Origin of the sequence: Caballeronia pedi, assembly GCF_001544915.2 — a bacterium.
GTDB lineage: Bacteria > Pseudomonadota > Gammaproteobacteria > Burkholderiales > Burkholderiaceae > Caballeronia > Caballeronia pedi.
The window spans coordinates 41,778-61,648 of record NZ_FCOE02000008.1 but is presented as its reverse complement, the minus strand read 5'-3'; the positions used below and the strand labels follow the sequence as shown (position 1 = coordinate 61,648).

General features: G+C 63.4%; 23 protein-coding genes. 12 read left to right on the top strand and 11 right to left on the bottom strand.

Translation table 11 applies throughout. The annotated features are described in order from the left end of the window. Positions 1–289 precede the first annotated feature (289 nt). Positions 290–958: a GTP cyclohydrolase II gene (gene ribA / locus AWB80_RS14220; RefSeq protein WP_061175308.1), complete on the top strand. Its 669-nt coding sequence runs from the start codon at positions 290–292 to the stop codon at positions 956–958. A 9-nt stretch (positions 959–967) separates the two neighbouring features. On the opposite strand, the gene AWB80_RS14215 is transcribed toward ribA, so the two are convergent. The 4 genes from AWB80_RS14215 to AWB80_RS14200 all read right to left on the bottom strand — a co-directional run bounded on the left by AWB80_RS14215 (position 968) and on the right by AWB80_RS14200 (position 6,183). Beyond that, complete coding sequence (locus AWB80_RS14215; protein WP_061175307.1) at positions 968–1,702, bottom strand: 2OG-Fe(II) oxygenase; 735 nt, start codon at positions 1,700–1,702, stop codon at positions 968–970. Between the two features lie 93 nt (positions 1,703–1,795). Next, the gene (locus AWB80_RS14210) at positions 1,796–2,290 is read right to left on the bottom strand and encodes a hemerythrin domain-containing protein (RefSeq protein ID WP_061175306.1); all 495 of its coding nucleotides are present in this window, start codon (positions 2,288–2,290) and stop codon (positions 1,796–1,798) included. Positions 2,291–2,410: 120 nt separating this feature from the next. Further along, positions 2,411–4,732: an ATP-dependent DNA helicase gene (locus AWB80_RS14205; RefSeq protein ID WP_061175305.1), complete on the bottom strand. Its 2,322-nt coding sequence runs from the start codon at positions 4,730–4,732 to the stop codon at positions 2,411–2,413. A gap of 41 nt (positions 4,733–4,773) precedes the next feature. Continuing rightward, positions 4,774–6,183, bottom strand: coding sequence for an aminotransferase-like domain-containing protein (locus AWB80_RS14200; RefSeq protein ID WP_061175304.1), 1,410 nt, complete (start codon positions 6,181–6,183; stop codon positions 4,774–4,776). A gap of 155 nt (positions 6,184–6,338) precedes the next feature. On the opposite strand from AWB80_RS14200, the gene AWB80_RS45315 reads away from it, so the two are divergent. From AWB80_RS45315 to AWB80_RS14180, 4 genes are read left to right on the top strand one after another with little or no spacing between them, the layout of a single operon-like run. Beyond that, the gene (locus AWB80_RS45315) at positions 6,339–6,467 is read left to right on the top strand and encodes a hypothetical protein (protein WP_279628655.1); all 129 of its coding nucleotides are present in this window, start codon (positions 6,339–6,341) and stop codon (positions 6,465–6,467) included. Then, positions 6,464–8,050, top strand: a complete 1,587-nt coding sequence (locus tag AWB80_RS14190; RefSeq protein ID WP_244206505.1) for an FAD-binding oxidoreductase — start codon at positions 6,464–6,466, stop codon at positions 8,048–8,050. The genes AWB80_RS45315 and AWB80_RS14190 overlap by 4 nt, the downstream gene beginning before the upstream one ends. Then, positions 8,047–8,409: a hypothetical protein gene (locus AWB80_RS14185; protein WP_244206504.1), complete on the top strand. Its 363-nt coding sequence runs from the start codon at positions 8,047–8,049 to the stop codon at positions 8,407–8,409. Before AWB80_RS14190 ends, AWB80_RS14185 begins: the two co-directional genes overlap by 4 nt. 53 nt (positions 8,410–8,462) lie before the next feature. Beyond that, positions 8,463–8,831 carry a DOPA 4,5-dioxygenase family protein gene (locus AWB80_RS14180; RefSeq protein WP_061175521.1) on the top strand — a complete coding sequence of 123 codons (369 nt, stop codon included), beginning with the start codon at positions 8,463–8,465 and terminating at the stop codon, positions 8,829–8,831. A gap of 52 nt (positions 8,832–8,883) precedes the next feature. On the opposite strand, the gene phaP is transcribed toward AWB80_RS14180, so the two are convergent. Further along, positions 8,884–9,450: a TIGR01841 family phasin gene (phaP, locus tag AWB80_RS14175; RefSeq protein ID WP_244206503.1), complete on the bottom strand. Its 567-nt coding sequence runs from the start codon at positions 9,448–9,450 to the stop codon at positions 8,884–8,886. 570 nt (positions 9,451–10,020) lie between these two features. On the opposite strand from phaP, the gene AWB80_RS14170 reads away from it, so the two are divergent. Continuing rightward, positions 10,021–10,305: a helix-turn-helix domain-containing protein gene (locus AWB80_RS14170; RefSeq protein WP_061175301.1), complete on the top strand. Its 285-nt coding sequence runs from the start codon at positions 10,021–10,023 to the stop codon at positions 10,303–10,305. A 54-nt stretch (positions 10,306–10,359) separates the two neighbouring features. On the opposite strand, the gene AWB80_RS14165 is transcribed toward AWB80_RS14170, so the two are convergent. Continuing rightward, positions 10,360–11,295, bottom strand: a complete 936-nt coding sequence (locus AWB80_RS14165; protein ID WP_061175300.1) for a DMT family transporter — start codon at positions 11,293–11,295, stop codon at positions 10,360–10,362. A 295-nt stretch (positions 11,296–11,590) separates the two neighbouring features. On the opposite strand from AWB80_RS14165, the gene AWB80_RS14160 reads away from it, so the two are divergent. Together AWB80_RS14160 and AWB80_RS14155 are read left to right on the top strand one after the other, a co-directional pair. Further along, a complete protein-coding gene (locus AWB80_RS14160; RefSeq protein ID WP_061175299.1) occupies positions 11,591–11,776 on the top strand; it encodes a hypothetical protein in 186 nt (61 codons plus the stop codon). A 307-nt stretch (positions 11,777–12,083) separates the two neighbouring features. Beyond that, positions 12,084–12,287: a hypothetical protein gene (locus AWB80_RS14155; protein ID WP_061175298.1), complete on the top strand. Its 204-nt coding sequence runs from the start codon at positions 12,084–12,086 to the stop codon at positions 12,285–12,287. 11 nt (positions 12,288–12,298) lie between these two features. Here the strand turns inward: AWB80_RS14155 and AWB80_RS14150 are convergent, their stop codons facing one another. Beyond that, positions 12,299–12,733, bottom strand: a complete 435-nt coding sequence (locus AWB80_RS14150) for a hypothetical protein (protein WP_061175297.1) — start codon at positions 12,731–12,733, stop codon at positions 12,299–12,301. A 294-nt stretch (positions 12,734–13,027) separates the two neighbouring features. On the opposite strand from AWB80_RS14150, the gene AWB80_RS14145 reads away from it, so the two are divergent. Beyond that, positions 13,028–13,366, top strand: coding sequence for a hypothetical protein (locus AWB80_RS14145; protein ID WP_244206502.1), 339 nt, complete (start codon positions 13,028–13,030; stop codon positions 13,364–13,366). Positions 13,367–13,418: 52 nt separating this feature from the next. On the opposite strand, the gene AWB80_RS43945 is transcribed toward AWB80_RS14145, so the two are convergent. Next, entirely contained in the window at positions 13,419–13,592 is a 174-nt protein-coding gene (locus AWB80_RS43945) for a hypothetical protein (protein ID WP_160147438.1), read from the bottom strand. Between the two features lie 236 nt (positions 13,593–13,828). Here AWB80_RS43945 and AWB80_RS14140 point away from each other — a divergent pair, with 236 nt between their 5' ends. Further along, positions 13,829–14,146, top strand: a complete 318-nt coding sequence (locus AWB80_RS14140; RefSeq protein ID WP_061175520.1) for a hypothetical protein — start codon at positions 13,829–13,831, stop codon at positions 14,144–14,146. 23 nt (positions 14,147–14,169) lie between these two features. Here AWB80_RS14140 and AWB80_RS14135 read toward each other — a convergent pair whose 3' ends face one another. Genes AWB80_RS14135 through AWB80_RS14125 form a run of 3 tightly spaced genes read right to left on the bottom strand, consistent with a single transcriptional unit; the run spans position 14,170 to position 17,423 of the window. Further along, positions 14,170–15,207, bottom strand: a complete 1,038-nt coding sequence (locus tag AWB80_RS14135; protein ID WP_061175295.1) for a S1C family serine protease — start codon at positions 15,205–15,207, stop codon at positions 14,170–14,172. A gap of 54 nt (positions 15,208–15,261) precedes the next feature. Further along, positions 15,262–16,137 (bottom strand): ATP adenylyltransferase family protein, encoded by an 876-nt coding sequence (locus AWB80_RS14130; RefSeq protein ID WP_061175294.1) that lies wholly within the window; start codon positions 16,135–16,137, stop codon positions 15,262–15,264. Then, on the bottom strand, positions 16,125–17,423 hold the full coding sequence (locus AWB80_RS14125) for an L-fuconate dehydratase (RefSeq protein WP_061175519.1): 1,299 nt from the start codon (positions 17,421–17,423) through the stop codon (positions 16,125–16,127). The genes AWB80_RS14130 and AWB80_RS14125 overlap by 13 nt, the downstream gene beginning before the upstream one ends. Before the next feature lie 134 nt (positions 17,424–17,557). On the opposite strand from AWB80_RS14125, the gene AWB80_RS14120 reads away from it, so the two are divergent. Both AWB80_RS14120 and AWB80_RS14115 read left to right on the top strand, forming a co-directional pair. Continuing rightward, positions 17,558–18,286: a GntR family transcriptional regulator gene (locus tag AWB80_RS14120; protein WP_244206501.1), complete on the top strand. Its 729-nt coding sequence runs from the start codon at positions 17,558–17,560 to the stop codon at positions 18,284–18,286. Positions 18,287–18,338: 52 nt separating this feature from the next. Continuing rightward, positions 18,339–19,817 carry an extracellular solute-binding protein gene (locus AWB80_RS14115; protein WP_061175292.1) on the top strand — a complete coding sequence of 493 codons (1,479 nt, stop codon included), beginning with the start codon at positions 18,339–18,341 and terminating at the stop codon, positions 19,815–19,817. Positions 19,818–19,871 lie beyond the last annotated feature (54 nt).

Here is a 19,871-nt window from a genome sequence, read left to right as displayed (position 1 = left end):
TCACTCTTGCGAAGTGGATTGATTTTATTGTCGGGATAGCGATGGGCTATCGGCCCGATATTTTCTCGTTTTCCCGCATCCACACGCTGCTCTTAATGATGTGATGGCTTACATCTTCATTTCAACCTTGGGCGCATGAAATCAGAATTATCGGAGCCGGGCGGAAGCAGTGCGCGCCATGAGACAATCTGCAAACTTTCCCGATGAGCCTTAACATGACGGTCCGGCTGGCGCGATGGGCGTGATTCATCGAGTCATCGTCCGGCGTCGTGGACTCGCAGATTGATCTATGAAAACCGCTTCTCCCCCGCAGGACGTGCAGGACCCGCAACACCGCTTCGGCGAGTGCGATGAGTGCGCGGATGTCGAACTCGTCGCGACCGCCACGATTCCGACCCGCTACGGCACTTTCGACTCTTACGTGTATCGCGTGAAGCACACGGACGTGGAGCACATCGCCTTCGTGATGGGCGATGTGAGCAATGGCGACTCAGTGCTGACGCGCCTGCATTCCGAATGCGTGACGGGCGATGTCTTCGGCTCCTACCGCTGCGATTGCGGCGAGCAACTCGATCTGGCGCTGCGCTATATCGCCGCGGAGGATCGCGGCATTCTGCTGTATCTGCGCGGGCATGAAGGGCGCGGCATCGGCCTTGCCAACAAGATCCGCGCGTACGCGCTGCAGGAACAGGGGCTCGATACCGTCGATGCGAACCTGCACCTCGGCCTGCCCGACGACGCGCGCGAATACGACTCCGCCGCCGCGATCCTGCGTTCGATGAACGTGAAGTCGGTGCGCCTGATGAGCAACAATCCGTCGAAGTTCGACACGCTGCTCAAGCACGATATTCCCGTGTGCGAACGCGTCGCGCTCGCCATCCCGATGCGCGAGGAAAACGAGCGTTACATCAAGACGAAGCAGGCGCGCTTCGGGCATTACTTCGACGAGAACGAATAAGACCCGCACTCACCGCGCGTCGTGAAAGATCACTCCCAGCATGTGCCGCTGCCCCGAGCGCAGGCGGCTCACGCCGTGCTTCATGTTCACGCGATACGGCCCGCGCGTGCCCTGCACCGGCCGATGATGCACCGCGAAGAACACCGCATCGCCCTGTGAAAGCGGCACGACTTCCGCGCGCGACTGCATGCGCGGCCGCTGCTCGGTCATCACGAATTCGCCGCCGGTGAAATCGCGGCCGGGCGCGGAAAGCAGGATCGCCATCTGAATCGGGAACACGTGCTCGCCGTAGAGATCCTGATGCAGGCAGTTGAAATCGCCGGACACATAACGCAGCAACAGCGGCGTCGGCCGCGTCTGCCCCGCGCGATGACAGCGCTCGATGAACTCCGTGTGCTCGCGCGGATAGCGCGTCTCGATGCGCATCACGTCATTCCAGCGGTTGGCGACCGGCGCGAGATGCGGATAGACCGCGCGCCGCACGCGCTCTAGCGTGTCGGGCAACGGATACGCGAAGTACTTGTATTCGCCGCGCCCGAAGCCGTGGCGCTCCATCACGACGCGGCTGCGGAAAATCCCGTCGCGATCGTACTGCGCGGCGAGCGCCTCGCATTCCTCGCGCGTGAAGAGCGCGGGCGTCGTGGCGCAGCCGTAGCCGTCCAGTTGGGCTTCGAGACCGGCCCAGTCGAGCGCGTCGATGCGTGCTTCCATATCCGCCGCCGTTGCGCGTTCGAGCACCTTCATATTTTTCTCCGGATGTGTGTGAGCGTGCCCGCAGTGTGAGCCGCGCGCCCGGTTCACGCACTCCGGGTCTTGCTGTGCAATTCGCGCCGGGCGTCAATGCGCTATCGCGGTTTCCGCGATGCGCTCCTGCAGCGCGGCCTTGCGCGCAGCCATCTTCGCGCCGAGCGCAACGAGCTCCATCTTGGCTCTGCGCACTTCCGGAAAAAGCGTCGATTCCTCTTCCTCGATGTGATGCGTCGTGTTTTCCTTGAGCACCTTGAACGTCGCGTCGAAGCCGTCTTCGCCGGCTTTCAGGTTCGTGAGCCGCTCGATCAGCGTCTTGACGAGAAAATGCTCGACATAGGCCTCGTCCACATCGATGCGTTCGTGCGCGGCGAGCGCATGCTGGGCGTCGCCATACAACAATTCTTCCTCGACGATCGTGTGAATCGTCAGCAACTCGCACGCGCGCTGAGCGAGCGCGTTCCTGCGAGCGAAGTCGCCGGCGTCGGCGCGTTCGAAGGCATCGAACAATTGTTCGATCGCACGGTGATCGGCTTCGAGCATGTCGAGCGCGTCAATGGGTCGCGGGGTTTGAGCGATAGACATGGGGTTCTCCAATAGAGGGCTCTGGCGGCCCGTTAAGCGACATCTGCGCGTCCTCAGGCGCCAAAGCGCAGCAAGACAAATGCCCGCGATCTGACCAGTTAACGGCGGCGTCGCGCCGGTCTAAATGGTCGAATCCGCCGGAACGCTCAGGTCGAGTTGCCGCAGCACCTTCACCTGCCACCACGCGGGCAGAAGGCGCCGCACCTCGGCGCGCGCAAAGCGGTCGTCGATCAGAAAGAGCACGCCGCGATCGAGCGGCCCGCGAATCACGCGGCCCGCCGCCTGCACGACTTTCTGCAAGCCGGGAAAGAGATACGTATACGCGTAGCCTTCGCCGAACGCTTCGTGCATGCGCGCCTTCATCTGCTCGTTGACGGGATTCAACTGCGGCAGGCCGAGCGTCGCGACGAATGCGCCGATGAGCCGCGTGCCAGGCAAGTCGATCGCCTCGCCGAACGCGCCGCCCAGCACCGCGAAGCCGACGCCGCGTCCATCGGGCACGAAGCGCGCGAGAAACTCGCGTTGCGCTGCCTCGCTCATCGCGCGGGACTGCTGCCAGCATGGAATCGACGGATGCCGCGCCGCAAGCGCCGCCGCCACTTGCGCGAGATAGTCGAAGCTGCTGAAGAAGCTCAGATAGTTGCCTTCGGCACGGAAGTACTGCGCAGCGATGAGATCCGCGATGCGATCCACCGAGCGCTCGCGGTCGCGATAGCGCGTGGACAGATCGGCGATCGCGCGCACGTCGAGCTGATCGGCGGAAAAGGGCGAGTCGACATCGATACGCACGCTCGACTGCGGCAGTCCGAGCGTATCGGCGTAGAAATGCGCGGGCGTGAGCGTCGCGGAAAAGAGCGCGACGCAGTGCGCGCGCGCGAAACGCGGCGCGATGTGTGGCGCGGGGATCACGTTACGCAGGCAGAGCACGGCGTTGCGCTTTTTCGGGCCCGAAGCCGCGCCCGTGAGGGTGATGTCGAAGATCGAGTGCGTCCCGAAACGCTCAGCGATGCGCGTGAAATGCAGCGCATCGAAATAGAAACGCAGGGTGTCGGGCGTGAAGACGTCGGGTTGCTCGCCGAGCGTTTCGGTCATCAGCGAGACGGCCTGCCCGAGCGCGTTCAGAAACCGCGCGGGCGATTCCGGATGCGCCGCGTATTCGACGCCGGCGGCGTGCTGGTCGCTCGCCGTCTCGTTCCAGCTTCGCGCGACACGGCTGAACGCGTTCTTCAGCAACGGCGGCGCGCCACGGCGCATCGCGTTGAAGGCGGCCTGATCGAGCGTCGCGGAATACATGCTGCGCGCGCGTTCGACGAGATTGTGAGCTTCGTCGACGAGCACCGCCACGCGCCAGCGATTCGCCTCCGCGAGCGCGAACAGCATCGCGCTGGTATCGAAGTAGTAGTTGTAATCGCCGACGATCACGTCGCCCCAACGCGACAGTTCCTGGCTCAGATAGTACGGACAGACCTCATGCCCCCGCGCGACCTCGGCGATCGACGCGCGATCGAGCTGCGCGCATTGGAGCGCGGCGGCACGCGCATCGGCGAGGCGATCGTAGAAGCCGCGCGCGAGCGGACACGATTCGCCGTGACACGCGCGATCTGGATACTCACAGGCCTTGTCGCGCGCGACGAGTTCGACAACGCGCAAGGGCGTCGCGGCGAGCGTCGTCAGCGCATCGAGCGCCAACTGGCGTCCCGCGCTCTTCGCGGTGAGAAAGAAGATTTTGTCGAGTCGCTGGCCCGGCCACGCCTTGAGCAGCGGAAAGAGCGTGCCGACGGTCTTGCCGATGCCTGTCGGCGCCTGCACGGCGAGACAGCGCCCGGACACTGCCGAGCGATACACCGCTTCCGCGAGCGCGCGCTGGCCGGGCCGGAAATCCGCGTGCGGAAACGCGAGCGCGGAGAGTGCGGCGTCGCGCGCGGCGGCGTGCGCGAGTTCCTGCCGCGCCCACGCGATGAAGCGTTCGCACTGCGCCTCGAAATGCGCGGCGAGCGCGCTGGCCGTCTGCGTCTCGACGAGCACGCTCTCGCTCTGATCGACGATATCGAAATAGACGAGCGCGATCTCGATGGCGTCGAGCCCGAGCTTGCGGCACATCAGATGCCCGTAGACGCGCGCCTGCGCCCAATGCAGATGCCGATGATTCTGCGGCATCGATTCGAGCCTGCCGCGATGCGTCTTGATCTCTTCGAGCCGGTTGAGCGCGGGATCGTAGCCGTCGGCGCGGCCGCGCACGCACAGCGGCCCCCACGTTTCCGACAGCGAAATCTCTTTCTGGTATCCGGCCGGCCGCCGGCCCGTGACGGTCACGTGGCCCGCGACGCCTTCCTGCGCGCTCGGCGTCGGCGTGAAGCGCAGATCGAGATCGCCCTGCTTCGCCGTGAACTCGCACAGCGCGCGCACGGCGACCGTGTAGGCGGGCTCGGGTACTGTATGCATGTACAGCAGTCTAGCATGCGCTTATCGACGCAAAGCGCGTTTCAGGATGCCGCGCGCAACAGCGTGCCGAGCGTTTTCATCGCGCTTTCGATCTGCGGCGACCACGGATGGCCGAAGTTGATACGCACGTGATTCCCGAACGCGTGGCGCGCGGAGAAGATCGGTCCTGGCGTCACGTTGATGCCGTGTTCGAGCGCGCGCCGATGCAACTGCATCGCGTCGACGTGTCCGGCCAGTTGCAGCCACATGAAGTAGCCGCCGTCCGGCCGCACGCACGCGACGTCCGGCGGCAGCCAGCGCGCGATGGCCTGCTCCATCGCGTCGCGTTGCGCGAGCAGGGCGCCGCGCAGCTTGCGCAGATGCTTGTCGAAGCCGCCATGCTGAAGATAGTCCGCGATGCCCGCCTGGATCGGGATGCTGGTCGAGATGCTCGTCATCAGCTTGAGACGCCGGATCGCACCGGCGTGGCGGCCCGCCGCGACCCAGCCGAGCCGATAACCCGGCGCGAGCGTCTTCGACAGCGATGCGCAATGCATCACGAGCCCTTTGGTATCGAAGGCTTTCGCGGGCGGTGGGCGATCCTGCGCGAAATGCAGCTCGCCGTAGACGTCGTCCTCGATGAGCGGAACCTCGTGCTTCGCGAGCAACGCGACGAGCGCGCGCTTTTTCTCGACGGCCAGCGTGACGCCGGTCGGATTCTGGAAGTTCGTCATGAACCAGCACGCGCGCACCGGATGTTTGTCGAGCGCTTCGGCGAGCACGTCGAGATCGAGACCGTCACGCGGATCGACGGGAATTTCCACCGCGCGCAGTCCCAGATGTTCGACCGCCTGCAGCGCCGCATAGAAGCACGGCGATTCGATCGCGACGACATCGCCCGGCTTCGTCACCGCCATCAGACAGAGCGTGAGCGCTTCCATCGCGCCGTTCGTGACGATGAGTTCGTCCACCGGCTGCGCGATGCCCATGCCGATGTAACGCAGCGCGATCTGCCGCCGCAGCTGCTCGTTGCCCGGCGGCATGTCGACGACGGTGCTCCACGGATCGAGCATGCGGGCTGCGTGCGCGAGCGACTTCGCGAGACGCGCCAACGGAAAGAGCGCGGGCGACGGAAACGCCGAACCCAGCGGCACGATGTCCGGACGCTTGACGGCATCGAGCACGGAAAAGACGAGACTGCTCACGTCGATGGGCGCGGGCTCCGTGAGCGGGACGGGCGGCGGCGCTTGCGGCGGCAGCGTAGCGCCGGGCGCGACGTAATAGCCGGAGCGCTCGCGCGCGCGAATCAGCCCCCACTCTTCGAGCAGGTAATACGCGCGAAAGACCGTGGATTGCCCGACGCCGTATTGCGTCGTCAGATGTCGCACCGAAGGCAGACGCGTGCCGACGGCCAGCCGGCCCGCGCGAATCTCGGCGGCCATCGTGTCGGCAAGGGCTTGATAGCGCTTCATCGCGTGACGTGAGTGAGAGTTCGCGCGAAGGCTTTGCGCGGCGCGAAATTGTCTCACACGGTTTCGCGAAGGAATATCGACGGTCCGCCGCGCGTTTAATGGACAAGCGGTTTAATCGCCGCGCCTGGCTTTTCAATCCTTTCGGAGGTCATTTCATGAAACTCGCCAGAGTTGCAACAGTCGTGCTCGCGCTCCTCGCCGGCCTGCTCGCGGGATGTCAGACCGATGGCGGTTCGACGTCATCGGGCACGACATCCAGCAGCGGCAGCAGCGGCGGATATTGAGCGCGTCTGTCGTCCCCGGCGTCGCGCCGTTGCCGCCAGGCCTGTCGGCGGCGCAGTTTCGCGCGGCGCTCGCGGATTTCGCAGCGGCACTCGGCGGCGATGCGGTGCTGTCGAGCGATGTCGCTTCATATCTCGATCCGTTCGCGCCCGGCGATGCGTCGGCGCATGCGCCGTCCGCCGTCGTGCTGCCGAACGATGTCAAAGGCGTCCGAGCGGTCCTCGCAGTGGCTAACCGGTATCGCGTGCCGCTCTGGACGGTCTCGACGGGACGCAATTTCGCATACGGCGGCGCGGCCCCGCGCATGCGCGGTTGCGTCGTGCTCGATTTGCGGCGGATGAACCGCATCATCGAGATCGATGAAACCCTGGGTCATGCGCTCGTCGAGCCGGGCGTGACGTACTACGACCTGCATCGCGCGCTCGGCACGCCACGGCGTTTCTGGCTCGATCCGCCCGCCGCCGGATGGGGCAGCGTGATCGGCAACACGCTCGAACGCGGCTACGGCACGACGCCTTACGGCGATCACGCGGCCAACCAGTGCGGCATGGAAGTCGTGCTCGCGAACGGCGATGTGATGCGCACCGGCATGGGCGCGATGTCGTCGAGCCGCGACTGGCAGGTGTTCAAAAGTGGCTTCGGGCCGTCTTATGACGGCATGTTCATGCAGTCGAACTTCGGCGTCGTCACCAAGCTGGGCATCTGGCTCATGCCCGCGCCCGAGGGCTACATGATCTGCCGCTACGCATTCGCGCGCGAGGACGATCTGGAAGCCATCGTCGATACGCTGCGCCCGCTCAGGCGCGACGGCACGATTCAGAGCAACGCGGTCATCGAAAGCGCGGTGCGCTGGGCGGCGGGCGTGTCGACGCGCAAACAGTGGTATGACGGCGAAGGCGCCATGCCCGACGACGCCATCGACGCGATGGCGCGCAGGATCGGCATCGGGCGCTGGAATCTGCGCTTCTGCCTGTACGGCCCGGAATCGCTCGTGAAGGCGCGGCGCGATATCGTCCACGCCCGCTTCGAGGCGATCGCGGGCGCGACGCTCTTCGAGATGCCGTATCGCGAGGGCGTCGTGGAACCCGAGGGCGGCGGCGATCGCGCGCAGGTCGGCATTCCTGGTCTCGAAGCATTCAGCCTGCTGAACTGGCGCGGCGGCTCGGGCGCGCATATCGATTTCTCGCCGGTCTGCCCGCCAATCGGACGCGATGCCGTCAGACAGGTGCGCATGGTCCGCGAGCGTGCCGCGCAATCCGGCTTCGACTATTACGGCGGTTTCACGGTGGGAGAGCGCGCGATGCATCACATCTTCGCGGCGATTTTCGATCGCGACGATCCGAAACAGTCGCGCGCGGCGGGCGCGTTGATCGAAACGCTGATCCGCGATGCGGGCGCGGCGGGCTACGGGCAATATCGGACGCATCTCGCGTATATGGATCTCGCCGCCGCCCAATACGATTTCAACGATCACGCGTCGATGCGGCTATCGGAAACGATCAAGCACGCGCTCGATCCGAACGGCATTTTGTCGCCGGGCAAGCAGGGCATCTGGCCGTCGAAGCCTTTTGCGCGGGACGGATGATGAGCGCGACGCGGCGTGAGTTTCTCATCGCGATGGGCGCAGCGGGACTGCCGTGGAAGGCGTCGGGTGACGTCGTCCCGACATCGACGCGCATCTGGGTCGTCGATCAGGACTTGCCGCAAAGTGCTGCCGTGTTGCGTCGGCACGTGCGCATTGCCGCGCTTTCCGGCGATGCGGGCTGGCTCTGGATCGAGCGTCTGTCGAAGGAAGCGGCTGCGCGTCCCGATGGAATCGGCGGAATCACGCGCTTCGCGGACGCCTTCGTGTTGACGCAATTCGGCTCGGAAATTGGCATGCGCGCACGGCATCATCGCGCATGGGACGACGGCGCGCTGCTATGGACGCTCGAACACGGCTGAGAGCGCTTCGCTAGAATGAACGCATCTCGATATTGCCGCGCACGGACGAAACGATGGAAGCCACGCACACCCGCACGATCGCCGACTGGCACGCGCACGTTTATTTCGATGCCGTGAGCCGCGACGCCGCGTGGCAATTGCGGCTCGTCATTGAAGGGCGGTTCGCGGGCGAGCTGCAAAACGGCGCGTTGCGCCTCGGCCGCTTTCACGAACGACCGGTCGGACCGCATCCGATGTGGTCGTTCCAGCTGGGATTCGGTGGCGACCTGCTCGCGCCGATGCTCGCGTGGCTCACGCTCAATCACGGCGCGCTCGACGTCTTCATGCATCCGAATACGGGCGATGCGCTCGTCGATCATCGCGATTCTGCCGTGTGGATCGGCCGTTCGCATGAACTCGTTCTGACGAGTCTGGGCGGCTGACGCAAAAAGAAAAAGGCGGACCGCGTCCGCCTTTTCCTGACTGCTCGCGAGGTTACTTCTTCGCGCTGGCCGTTTTCGACGACACGGCGCGCACGGCCGTCTGGCTCGCGACGCTGGCGTCGTTCTGCGCGGCTTCGACCACTTGCTGCGCGGCTCTCTTGGCGGCTTCATAAGCCGAATTCGCCGATTCCGTCGCGGCGTCGATCGCCGTCTTCCATGCCGTCACCACGGCTTCGCTGCCGGCGGGCGCGTTGCTCGCGAGGCTCTGGACGAACGCCTGCACGTTGCGCTGCGACTTCTCGATCTGATCCTGCGCCGCCTGGAGGTAGCCGCCGCGCACGCCGGCCGCAATCTCGTAGACGCTCAGCCAGTACGATTGCACGCGCTGCGCGCCGGCTTGCACTTGCTGGTTCTGAAGCGCGAAGAATTCCTGCGGATCGCGCACGGACAGCGATCGCGCGATGAGCGCCTGATGTTCGTCGATCGCCGTCCGGACCGTACGCACGTTCAGATCGACCAGTTTCTCGAAACCCTCCACGGCTCGTGCGGCGAGACCGAAGGTCGTATCGACTCCGGCCTTTTGTGACGCGATTACGTTTTCCGGCGCAAGACTGCTCATGCTCGACTCCATAGGGAAGTTGCGAATGGGTAACGCAATGAGGTAACGATGAATTGTGCAGTGCAGCGAATAAGCTATTTTAAGCCAAGCGCATGAAGTGTCAATTACGTTTTCCCCGCTTGACTTTAAATCAGGCAGCCATTTGTTCAAGAATTCTGGCTGAGAGTCAGTAAATGAGCAGGCTCATTAAGACTGTATGGTTTGATCACACATCACATAATGCGCACGATCATTTTATTTCTAGCAATGTTCCGAAAATCGAAACAATCCCGTCCGACCGGACGGTGAACCTGCCGCACCACAGTCGCCTGTCCCACTAGCCCTGACGGCATTCTCCTCGTAAACACCTAAGCCGAAAGCACCCATATGCGTTGTTTACCCACTTGACGCATTCATGTGCCAGTTGAAACAATCTCGCACTGCAACACGCGGGTCGATCGGCATTTGCAGAGCAGGCGTGAGGAGTCGTTCTTGTCACTGCCTCGTCATCGTAAATGCGTACGCTTCAACCTCGCGCGAATGAGCCGGCGCTGAACGGCATATAGATATAAATCGAGAGAATTAGAGAAAATGGGGCGACATTCCCAAACCCTGGGCCACCTTGAGCGTAGTCACGAAGACAACACCCTGCGGCGCGCCATGGCCGCGCGGCTCGACCGAGCCCTGCAGAAAGCCAACATCAGTTCCGCAAAAGCAGCCGGCTGGCTCGAGGTAAGCGAGCACGACGTGCAATTCTGGCGGCGCGGCATCACGGTTCCGCCGTTTGCCGCATTCAACCGCATCGCGAAAGCGCTGGACATCGATCCGCACTGGCTCTGCACGGGCCAGGCGCAGCACGCGCATCACGCCAACTGAACGCGTTCGCGGCGGCGCGTCTCGCACGCGCCGTCTGTCGTGCGTCCCTGAAAGTCAGATTTCCGTCGATACGTCCGCCGGCTTGCGTCCATGCAACAGCACGGTGCCGATGCCGCTCGCGGCAATCACGCACATGCCTATGGCCATCCACATGTCGGGCACCTGGCCGAACAGCAGCCAGCTGAAGAACGCGGCGAATGCGAGCTGACCGTAGGAAAAGGGCGTCAGCAGGGAAAGCGGCGCGCGGCGCAGCGCCTGCAACATCAGCAGTTGACCGCCGGTTGCCATCGTCGCCATGAAGACGACGAGCAGCCAGCTTCCCACGCGCACCTGCGCGAGCGCCGGCAAGGTTTCGGCCTGATCCATCCAGACCAGCACGCACAACACGACCGTCGCGACGAGCGCCGTGAGGAAGTTGGTGGTGATCGCGTCGTCGACACGCGAAAGATGGCTCGACAAGACCTGAAAGCATGCGAACGTCGTGGCCGCGCCGATCGGAAAGATCACGGTCCAGCTGAACTGACTGCCGCCCGGCCGCACGACCAGCAACATGCCGATGAAACCGATCACGACCATCGCCCATTTGCTGCGCGGCACGTCGTCTTTCAGCACGAGCGCGGCGAGCAGCGTGGAGATGAGAGGCGCGAGCATCGCAAGCGAAGTCGTGACCGGCAGCGGTAGATGCCGCAGGCCCGCGAACGTGCATGCGGAATTGGTGAGCAGCAGCACTGCGCGCACGGCCTGGAGCTTCACTGCGCCCGTGCGAAAAAGCCCGAACGCGCCGCGCCGGATTTGCCAGACGCCCAGCACGATCATCTGGAAGAGATAGCGCACCCAAAGAAGCGCCAGCAGAGGGACCGCGGTGCCGATCAGCTTGACGGTGGAATCGCTGGCCGCGAAGAGTGCCGTCGTCAGGATCATGATGGCGATACCGGATCCGGTGTTATCGGTATCAATCCGGTATCGCGCCTTGCCCTCTAAGGTTGCCATCGAACTCTCATGTGTGAAGGACGGCTTTTACGCCGTTGCTTCAATTCTCCCGGCATCACCGGCGACTGGCAAGGCGACAGTAAAGTTCTTTTCATGCGTGTTGTGTGTGGGTCACGACGTTGGAAATGTACTAGACGGTTCGAACAAACGCGTGATGCAGCAGTCCCGAGCATCAACCGTTCGTGCTTTTTGATCCTAATTTTGTCGCTGCGATTTAAGACGTGGATTAGAGCTTTCCTATGCTCGGCTCTTTAATATTTCATCAACGCCGAACAACACAGCACGAACCGCAACCATGAAGAAGAAGCGCATCATCCTCGCCGCCGCGGTCATGTCGATGAGCCTGATCGCGTTCATGTCGATGAACACCGGCCGCGCCGCAGTCGATATGTATTCAAATAGCAGCACGATGTCTGCGGTCGATCACGAGCAGAATCGTTCGCCGGCCGATGCCGTCGCGATGTTCGAGCAGTGGAAGTAAAGCAGTAGCAGTGCAGAAGTAAAAGCAGTTGCAGTAAAGCAGTTGCAATGCCGAAGTAATCAGTAGCAGCAGAGCAGTAGCAGTGCGGAAGTAATGGCAGTAGCAGTAACGTAACGACGTGAAAGTGAGCAGTTGCAGTAGAAGTAACGCAGTAAAAAAACCGGGCGTCTGCGCAAGCAGCCGCCCGGTTTTTTCATGCGACGCCGGGAAAAGCATTCGTGCTCATTATTTCGTTCGCACGCCTTGCGCCTGAGCATTTGCCGCCTACACTTAAAGTAGTTTCTCAACTGCTTCGAGGGAGGCAACGATGAGAACGAGAACCCGCGAAGTCGTGCGCATGCTCGCAACTTTTCGCCATGCCGCGCATTGCCGTCGCTTGCGCGCGGCTGCGGCGGCGCAGGAGGCGCGTGATCTCGCCAACGAGACATCGCAGGACGACGCGGAAGAGGACGAACGTGCAGAACCGGATGTGCGCCCCGCCGTTCGCAAGCCGCATCCCGGCATGCATTGAGCGTCGTGCGCTCAGACGCGTGCCGGATTCCTGAACGGTGAGAAGCGCCAGTGCCCGCTCGCGTCCTTAACCGCGATCGCGCCATGCTCGTGCAGTACCTCGCCGATGGCACCAGGCTTGATATCGTCGGAGATGCGGATGACGAGCAAGGTTCGCTGCGGCGTCGCGTCGTCGGCGGTGTGCGGCGTGGGCGGACGCGGCGGCAACGGCTCTTGCGCCACGAACCGGTTGCGCGCGCCGATCACGCCCTGATGCTCGCCGTGCGCGATGTATTCGGCATCGTCTTCGTCGTGCGCGGGTGGCAGAAGCGCATCGATGTCGACGTTGCCTCGTCCCGCGCGGTAAAGATGTGCATCGTCCCGTCGCAAGCCCGCGAGCTGCAATGCGCGAAGCGCATCGTGTCCATCCCGATAGGAACCGAACACCCCAACTATGACCTGATTCATCGTCGCCCCCTCTGTTGGTCCGCTTCGTCGAACGCACCAAGCAACTGATGTGTTTATGCGCGTGTCTGATCCGCGCTCCGTGTTGCTCATTTCGTCAGAAGAACATCAGCAACGGCCGTTCCCGCATGATGGTTTTGAAAGGAAGGATGTCGGTGACAAGTCGGTAGCAGGTTGCGACCCCAACGGCTATCACCTAAAGTAACTGAGCTTCTTTTCCCGGAACCGCGCGTCACGCGACGCGCTCTTCGCGAGGTTCGAATGATTGCGAAAGCCTGTGCTTGGATGCTCGTGCTGATGGCAGGCTCCGCAGCGGCGGCGCCGTGCTACAGCGACGGCGATGTCGTGACACTCGAAGGCACGGCGACGCGCCAGGGGGCGCGCGAAGCGGACGCGTCCGCGAAACCGGCGTGGGTGCTCGCACTGGCGAGTCCGATCTGCGTCACGAGCGCGGGCACGGGACAAGGCGGGCGGCAGCAGTCGACGGTATCGGCGGTGCAGATCATCGACGCGACGCCGGCAGAGAACGCGCGCATCCAACTGACGGGCAAGCTCGTCACGGGCAACGTCAGCAGCTATTACGCGGTGCCGACCGCGATCTGGGTGCTCAAGCAGCGCGTTCTCTCGGGACAATAGCGCCCGCGCGCCCGCATGGGCGCTGCGCTGCAATCAAAAGAAGAACGAACGATCAGGCCGCTTTCGCGTGCGCGTGACAGCGCCAGTATTCGGCGACCACGATATGCAGCGGTTGATGCTCCAGCTTGCGTTCCTCGGCGAAGCGCCATATGGCGTCCAGTTGCGCGCCGGTGCAGCGGAACCCGTCGCGGCGCGGCGCCGTCTGGTTTTTCTTGTGCGTGGTCATGGCAATCCTTTTTTAGGACCTTCCCCGACAGGCATGGTCGCTTGACGGGATGATCCGTGCGCGCGAACGCTGCCTGCTGCTGTCACATTAAGCCGTAGCCATGCATACGGAACCGGCTGTTAGCGCACATAGCCATGGGGATTGCTTACGCAGTGGGAATAAACCTTACGTCCTGGCCGTTTAGCACTGCAGGAACCCGCGCTGGAAGCGAGACGCGGGCAAGGGAGGAGATGCCTGTGAGCGCCGATCTACATGCGCAGGAGGAACTCGCGCACATCGGGCGAATGATCGCGGAGCTTGAGCGCGCGATGACAGGACGCGGCGACCCGACGCGGCATGCCGTCATGCGGCCGGAATACTGGCAAAGGCGCATCGATGTACTGATGGCCGCATCGACGAACGAGCCGCTGCGGCGCGATGCGGCGGCGCTGCGCGAGCGCCTCGCGGACGTATTCGCCGATGCGCACGAACGAGACACGGGGCAAGCGGGAGAGCAGCGCAGGAGACTGGCGGCAGAAAACGAAGCGAAGCGGCGTGAACGGCGGCGCATCTGAAGTCCGGATGCGCCGCCGTAACGTCAACCCGTTTGCTCGACAGGCGTAACCTCGATATCGAGCTTCTGCGAGCCGCGCAGCACCGCAATCTTCACCGGCCGGTCGATGCGCGACGCATCCAGCGTGCGCTGCAAACCATCGACGCTATCGACGGCCACGCCATCCACCGCGACGATGCGATCGCCCGTGCGCAGACCGCCGAGGGCGGCCGGGCTGCCTTTCACGATCTCCATCACATGCACGCCGCTCGCCGACGCGAGTTCGAAGAAGCGCTGCACGCGCCGCGAGATCGGCGTGGTCGTGCCCGCCACGCCGATATACGCACGCCGCACCCGCCCATAGGCGAAGATCTGCATGATGACCCACTTCGCCGTGTCGATCGCGGTCGCGAACGAGATCGCCTGCGCGCCAGCGATGATCGCAGTGTTCACGCCGATCACGCGCCCCGCCGAATCGATGAGCGGCCCGCCCGAGTTGCCGGGATTGAGCGCGGCGTCGGTCTGGATGACGTCGTAGATCATGCGGCCCGACGTGGAGCGCAACGAACGGCCGAGCGCGGACACGACGCCCGTCGTGACGGTCTGCGCGAGCCCGAGCGGATTGCCCACCGCGATCGCGATCTGCCCGACGCGCAAGCCGCCCGAATTGCCCAGTTCCACGTGCGGCAACGGTTCCGGCGAACCGATGCGCAGCACCGCGAGATCGCTGGCGGGATCGTCGCCGACGAGATCGGCATCGAAGCGCGCGCCGTCGGCGAGCGTGACGACGATATGCGTCGCGCCATGCACGACGTGACTATTGGTCAGCAGATAGCCGTCGGGCGTGAAGATGAATCCCGAGCCCGTGCCGCCGACCTGGCGGCGCGCGCCGCGCTGATCGGTGACTTGCCGCTCGACTGAAATGAACACGACTGCCTGCTGCACGCGCTCGAGAGCGCCGATCACCGTGCGCGAATACGCGTCGAGCAGGGCGCTATCGTCGATAGGGTCGAGCGGGGCGGAGGGCGCGGCGTTCTGCGCGCCACGCGCAAGATCGTCGATGAATTGAGGCCTGCTTCCCATGTTCCTTGACTCCCGATGTTCTGGAAGCGGACATGCGGGCCGCTGCCGCCGATTTCAAGAGATCGTTGCGTTTGCAAGTAATTGCATCGGCCCGAGCGTTTCGACAATGCCGCGTTGCGCATCGTCGCGCACGAAAAGCGAGCCCGCGAAGCCGAGCGCGTTCACCGCGACGCCTTCGACATGCGACACGCCACGCGGCACCGCCAGCATCCAGCGGCGCGTGACGAGCAGGTTGTAAGGCGCGCTCTGATGCGCGACGCCGGCGACATCGAATGGCTGCACGCCGATCGCGTTCAACAGCCGCAGATAGATTGCGTGCGCGTTCGCCGCGCTGTCGTCGTCGAGCCATGCCGCCGCGTGCGTGAACGCGAGTGGCGGCGCACGAAAGACGCCGCTCGTGCGCGCCGCTTCGATGCTCGCTTCGATCGGCAGCGCGTGACCATCGAGCGGCAGCGGCACCATCTGCAGATGCTTGTGCGGCTGGCTCGATCCCGCAATCGTGCCGCCGTTATAGAAGCCGAGCCCGTCGAAACGATCGAGGCAGGCGAACAGCGCCGCGAAATCATCCTCGCCGACGAGCGATTCCTGCAGCTCGAACTCCGTCGTCACGATGAGCAGATGATGCGCGAGCACGTTGAACTTGTTGAGCAACAAAAAGTGCCGCTCGCCGATATCGCCGACACGCAAGGCCTCTTCGCAAGGAGAGAATGGATCGCGCCATGCGCTCGCGGCATCGGCTGTGGATTTCGCCGCGAGCTTCGACGCTTCTTCCTTTCGCGCGAGATTCGCCGCCTGCCTGACGAGAAAGCGCACGCCGCCGTCTTCGATCACGCTTTGCACCGTATCGAAGGAACGCAGCGCGCCGCATGCGAGCGCGCGCTCCGTCTGCGTGACGACGGCTTGCCAAGAAGGAGCGTTCATTCGCGCCATGCTTCTCCCTTGCCGAATTCATATTGATCGAGCGAGGCCGCCTGCATTTCGATGCTGTAGCCGGGCGCTTGCGGCGGCATGTATCGCCCGTTGTTGATGACGACGGGATCGAGAAAATGCTCGTGCAGATGATCGACGTATTCGAGCACGCGATTCTCGAGCGAGCCCGACACGCAGATGTAATCGAACAGCGAAATATGCTGCACATACTCGCACAAGCCGACGCCGCCCGCATGCGGACACACCGGCACGCCGAACTTCGCGGCCATCAGAAGCACGACGAGTACTTCATTCAGGCCGCCGAGACGGCAGCTATCGATCTGACAAAAGTCGATTGCTTCGGCTTGCAGCAGTTGCTTGAAGATCACGCGGTTCTGGCAATGCTCACCGGTCGCGACGCCGATCATCGGTGCGAGACGCTTGCGGATCGCGGCGTGGCCGAGCACGTCGTCGGGGCTCGTCGGCTCTTCGATCCACCACGGATCGAACTCCGCGAGACGGCGCATGTTCGCGATCGCTTCATCGACTTCCCAGACCTGATTGGCGTCCATCATCAGCTTGCGGTCGGGGCCGATCTCTTCGCGCAGGATGCGCGCGCGGCGCATGTCCTCTTCGAGATTGCCGCCGACTTTCTGCTTGAAGTGCGTCCAGCCCGCCGCGACGCCTTCGCGCGCGAGACGGCGAATCTTGTCGTCGTCATAGCCTAGCCAGCCCGCGGAAGTCGTGTAAGCGGGAAAGCCGTGCGCGAGCATTTCCTTTTCGCGTTCGCCGCGTGTGTGTTGCAGGCGCTTGAGCAACGCTAGTGCCTCGGATGGCGTGATCGCATCGGTCACGTAACGGAAGTCGAGACAGCGCACGAGCTGTTCCGGCGTCATGTCGACGAGCAGCTTCCAGACGGGCTTCTTCTCGCTCTTCGCCCAGAGATCCCACACGGCGTTGACCACCGCAGCGGTCGCGAGATGAATGACGCCTTTCTCCGGACCGATCCAGCGCAACTGACTGTCCGATGTGAACGCGCGCCAGAAGCCGCCCATATCGGCGGCGATGTCCTCGACGTTCTTGCCGACGACGAGCGGCGCGAGCGCCTCGACCGCCGCGACGACCACTTCCGTGCCACGCCCGATCGTGAACGTGAGTCCATGACCCGCAAGTCCGGGCGCATCGGTTTCGAGTATCACGTAGGCGGCGGAATAATCGGGCGCGGCGTTCATCGCGTCCGAGCCGTCTAGCGAGCGCGAAGTAGGAAAGCGGATATCGCGCACGGAGAGCTTCGTGATGCGGGTCATGTTCATCTCCTTGGGTTTGTTCGGAGGCCAGTATCAAGACGCAAATATGCTGCAACGCACGCGAGCAAACTGCATTGACAACCCGTGATTCGCCTCCTAGCCTGCTAGCATGTTAGTGCGAAATCAAGGGCGGCGTGAGCTCATCGACGAATGAAAACAGCCTTGCCGCCGACCCTTACCGCGCGTTGCCTCGCTTGCACGCCGCGGGGCGCGGCAGCCTCACCGACGCGGTCGAACAGGCGCTGCGCGCGGCCATCGTCAACCTGGCGATGGAGCCCGGCATGATGATCGACAAGCTCGCAGTGTGTGAGCGCATGGGCGTATCGCGCTTTCCGGTTTCGTCTGCACTGGCGAAGCTCGCGTCGGCGGGTCTCGTCGAAGTCTTGCCGCAGCGCGGCACACGCGTCATGCCCATTGTCATGCACGACATACGCCAGCATCTGTTCATTCGCAGTGCGCTCGAAGTCGAAACCGTGCGTACGCTCGCCGCCGCATGCGATGCTGCCACACTCGATGCACTCGCCGCCAATCTCGAACGCGAGCGCGATGCAGTGCAGCAAGGCTTGCGCCGCGAGTTTCATCTGCTCGATCTCGCATTCCACGAATTGCTGTTGGACGCGATCGATCTGCCGCGCGTGAAGGAGATCGTCGCGGCATCGCGCAATGCACTCGATCGCGCGCGCCGTTTGATGGCGAGTCCCGAGCGTCACGCGCATACGCTCGCCGAGCACACACGCATCGCCGATGCGATTCGCGCGCGCGATGGCGATGCCGCCGCGCGCGCGATGCACGTCCACCTGGATGAAGTCGTCGCGGAACTACGGCGCTTTTCTGTTGAAAGACCGGACCTGTTCAGGGAGTAGAAGACAAGGAAGACGAGCGACATGTAGTCAACCGCAATGGAGGAGACACACAATGAACCTGTTCAAACAAGCCGGCGCCGTAGCCGCGCTCGCGGCTGCCTGTCTCGCCGCATCATCGGCGATGGCGGCCGAGGACTTCAAGGGCGTGACCGTCAACGTGATGACCTTCGTCGGTCCGCAGATCGCCGAGCCGCTGCAGCGCCGCGCGCCCGAGTTCGAGAAGCTGACCGGCGCGAAAGTGAACGTGCTGACAGTGCCGTTCTCCGATCTCTATCAAAAGCTGTTGACGGACTGGGCGTCCGGCACGAACTCCGTCGATGCAGCCGTGTTCGCACCGCAATGGATGGTCGATTACACGAAGGGTGCTTTCCTCGAAGACCTGACGCAGCGCGTCGCGAAAGATGCGGCATTGAAAGAGGACGACGTGATGCCGTTCTTCGTCGACTTCTCGCAGAAGTTCAACGGCAAGACCTATCTGGTCGCGCTCGACGGCGACTTCCAGATGGTCTATTACCGCACCGACATCCTTCAGCAACTCGGCAAGCAGCCGCCGAAAACCTGGGACGATTATCTCGACATCGCCAAGGCCGCCAACGGCAAGGTTTTCGGCGGCGACGGCAAGCCGGTCGCGGGCTCGTGCATTTCGAAGAAGCGCAACGCGCAGGCGTACTGGGCGATCATCTCGATCGCGGGCGGCTATCTGCAATCGAAGGGCACGGCGCAGGGCGCATTCTTCGATCCGCGCAACTTCAAAGCGCTCGTGAATAATGATGGCTTCAAGGAAGCATTGCGCGTCTATAAGGAATCGACGTCCTACGGCCCGCCCAACGAAATCAATCTCGATGTCGGCGATACGCGCAGCGCGTTCATCTCCGGCCATTGCGCGTTGACGCTCGACTGGGGCGATGTCGGCGTGCTCGCGATCGATCCGAAGCAGTCGAAGGTCATCGACAAGGTCGGCGCGGTCATCCTGCCCGGCTCGCGCAAAGTCGTCGATCGCGACACGGGCAAGCTCGTGCCGTGCGACAAGGCCACCTGCCCGTATGCGATCGACGGCGTGAATCACGCACCGTTCGCGGCCTTCGGCGGCTGGTCGGGCGGCATCAACGCGAAGGCGAAGCCGAAGGTGAAGGACGCCGCCTATGCATTCCTTTCGTTCATGAGCCAGCCGGCGCAATCGAACGTCGATGTGACGATCGGCGCATCGGGCTTCAATCCTTATCGGCGCTCGCAGTTCACGGATATGTCGGCGTGGAAAAAAGCGGGCATGAGCGACGCGGCGGCGAAGTCGTATCTCGGCGCGATCCAGCAGAGCTTGCAGAGCCCGAACATGATCATCGATCTGCGTATTCCGCAGAATCAGCGCTATGAGCAGGTCGTGCTCGATACCGCTGTCGCACGCTTCGTCGCGGGCGAAATCGATGCGGACGCGACGATGAAAGCCATCGACAGCGGCTGGAGCGAGATTACCGACGATCTCGGCAAGGACACCCAGTTGCGCGCCTACAAGGCGTCGATCGGCGCGAAGTAAGGAGAAGGGCGAGCGCGTGCATGCGCGGCGCGCTCGCTTTGCATCGGAGAAAGG

Bases quoted from the DNA above. Each gene is read 5' to 3' on its own strand.
- AWB80_RS14200 (WP_061175304.1), bottom strand. From the start codon at position 6,183: ATGAAGCGCTATCAAGCCCTTGCCGACACGATGGCCGCCGAGATTCGC.
- ribA (WP_061175308.1), top strand. From the start codon at position 290: ATGAAAACCGCTTCTCCCCCGCAGGACGTGCAGGACCCGCAACACCGC.
- AWB80_RS14115 (WP_061175292.1), top strand. From the start codon at position 18,339: ATGAACCTGTTCAAACAAGCCGGCGCCGTAGCCGCGCTCGCGGCTGCC.
- AWB80_RS14185 (WP_244206504.1), top strand. From the start codon at position 8,047: ATGATGAGCGCGACGCGGCGTGAGTTTCTCATCGCGATGGGCGCAGCG.
- AWB80_RS14210 (WP_061175306.1), bottom strand. From the start codon at position 2,290: ATGTCTATCGCTCAAACCCCGCGACCCATTGACGCGCTCGACATGCTC.
- AWB80_RS43945 (WP_160147438.1), bottom strand. From the start codon at position 13,592: ATGACCACGCACAAGAAAAACCAGACGGCGCCGCGCCGCGACGGGTTC.
- AWB80_RS14165 (WP_061175300.1), bottom strand. From the start codon at position 11,295: ATGGCAACCTTAGAGGGCAAGGCGCGATACCGGATTGATACCGATAAC.
- AWB80_RS14130 (WP_061175294.1), bottom strand. From the start codon at position 16,137: ATGGCGCGAATGAACGCTCCTTCTTGGCAAGCCGTCGTCACGCAGACG.
- phaP (WP_244206503.1), bottom strand. From the start codon at position 9,450: ATGAGCAGTCTTGCGCCGGAAAACGTAATCGCGTCACAAAAGGCCGGA.
- AWB80_RS14125 (WP_061175519.1), bottom strand. From the start codon at position 17,423: ATGACCCGCATCACGAAGCTCTCCGTGCGCGATATCCGCTTTCCTACT.
- AWB80_RS14170 (WP_061175301.1), top strand. From the start codon at position 10,021: ATGGGGCGACATTCCCAAACCCTGGGCCACCTTGAGCGTAGTCACGAA.
- AWB80_RS14135 (WP_061175295.1), bottom strand. From the start codon at position 15,207: ATGGGAAGCAGGCCTCAATTCATCGACGATCTTGCGCGTGGCGCGCAG.
- AWB80_RS14150 (WP_061175297.1), bottom strand. From the start codon at position 12,733: ATGAATCAGGTCATAGTTGGGGTGTTCGGTTCCTATCGGGATGGACAC.
- AWB80_RS14215 (WP_061175307.1), bottom strand. From the start codon at position 1,702: ATGAAGGTGCTCGAACGCGCAACGGCGGCGGATATGGAAGCACGCATC.
- AWB80_RS14160 (WP_061175299.1), top strand. From the start codon at position 11,591: ATGAAGAAGAAGCGCATCATCCTCGCCGCCGCGGTCATGTCGATGAGC.
- AWB80_RS14155 (WP_061175298.1), top strand. From the start codon at position 12,084: ATGAGAACGAGAACCCGCGAAGTCGTGCGCATGCTCGCAACTTTTCGC.
- AWB80_RS14180 (WP_061175521.1), top strand. From the start codon at position 8,463: ATGGAAGCCACGCACACCCGCACGATCGCCGACTGGCACGCGCACGTT.
- AWB80_RS45315 (WP_279628655.1), top strand. From the start codon at position 6,339: ATGAAACTCGCCAGAGTTGCAACAGTCGTGCTCGCGCTCCTCGCCGGC.
- AWB80_RS14205 (WP_061175305.1), bottom strand. From the start codon at position 4,732: ATGCATACAGTACCCGAGCCCGCCTACACGGTCGCCGTGCGCGCGCTG.
- AWB80_RS14145 (WP_244206502.1), top strand. From the start codon at position 13,028: ATGGCAGGCTCCGCAGCGGCGGCGCCGTGCTACAGCGACGGCGATGTC.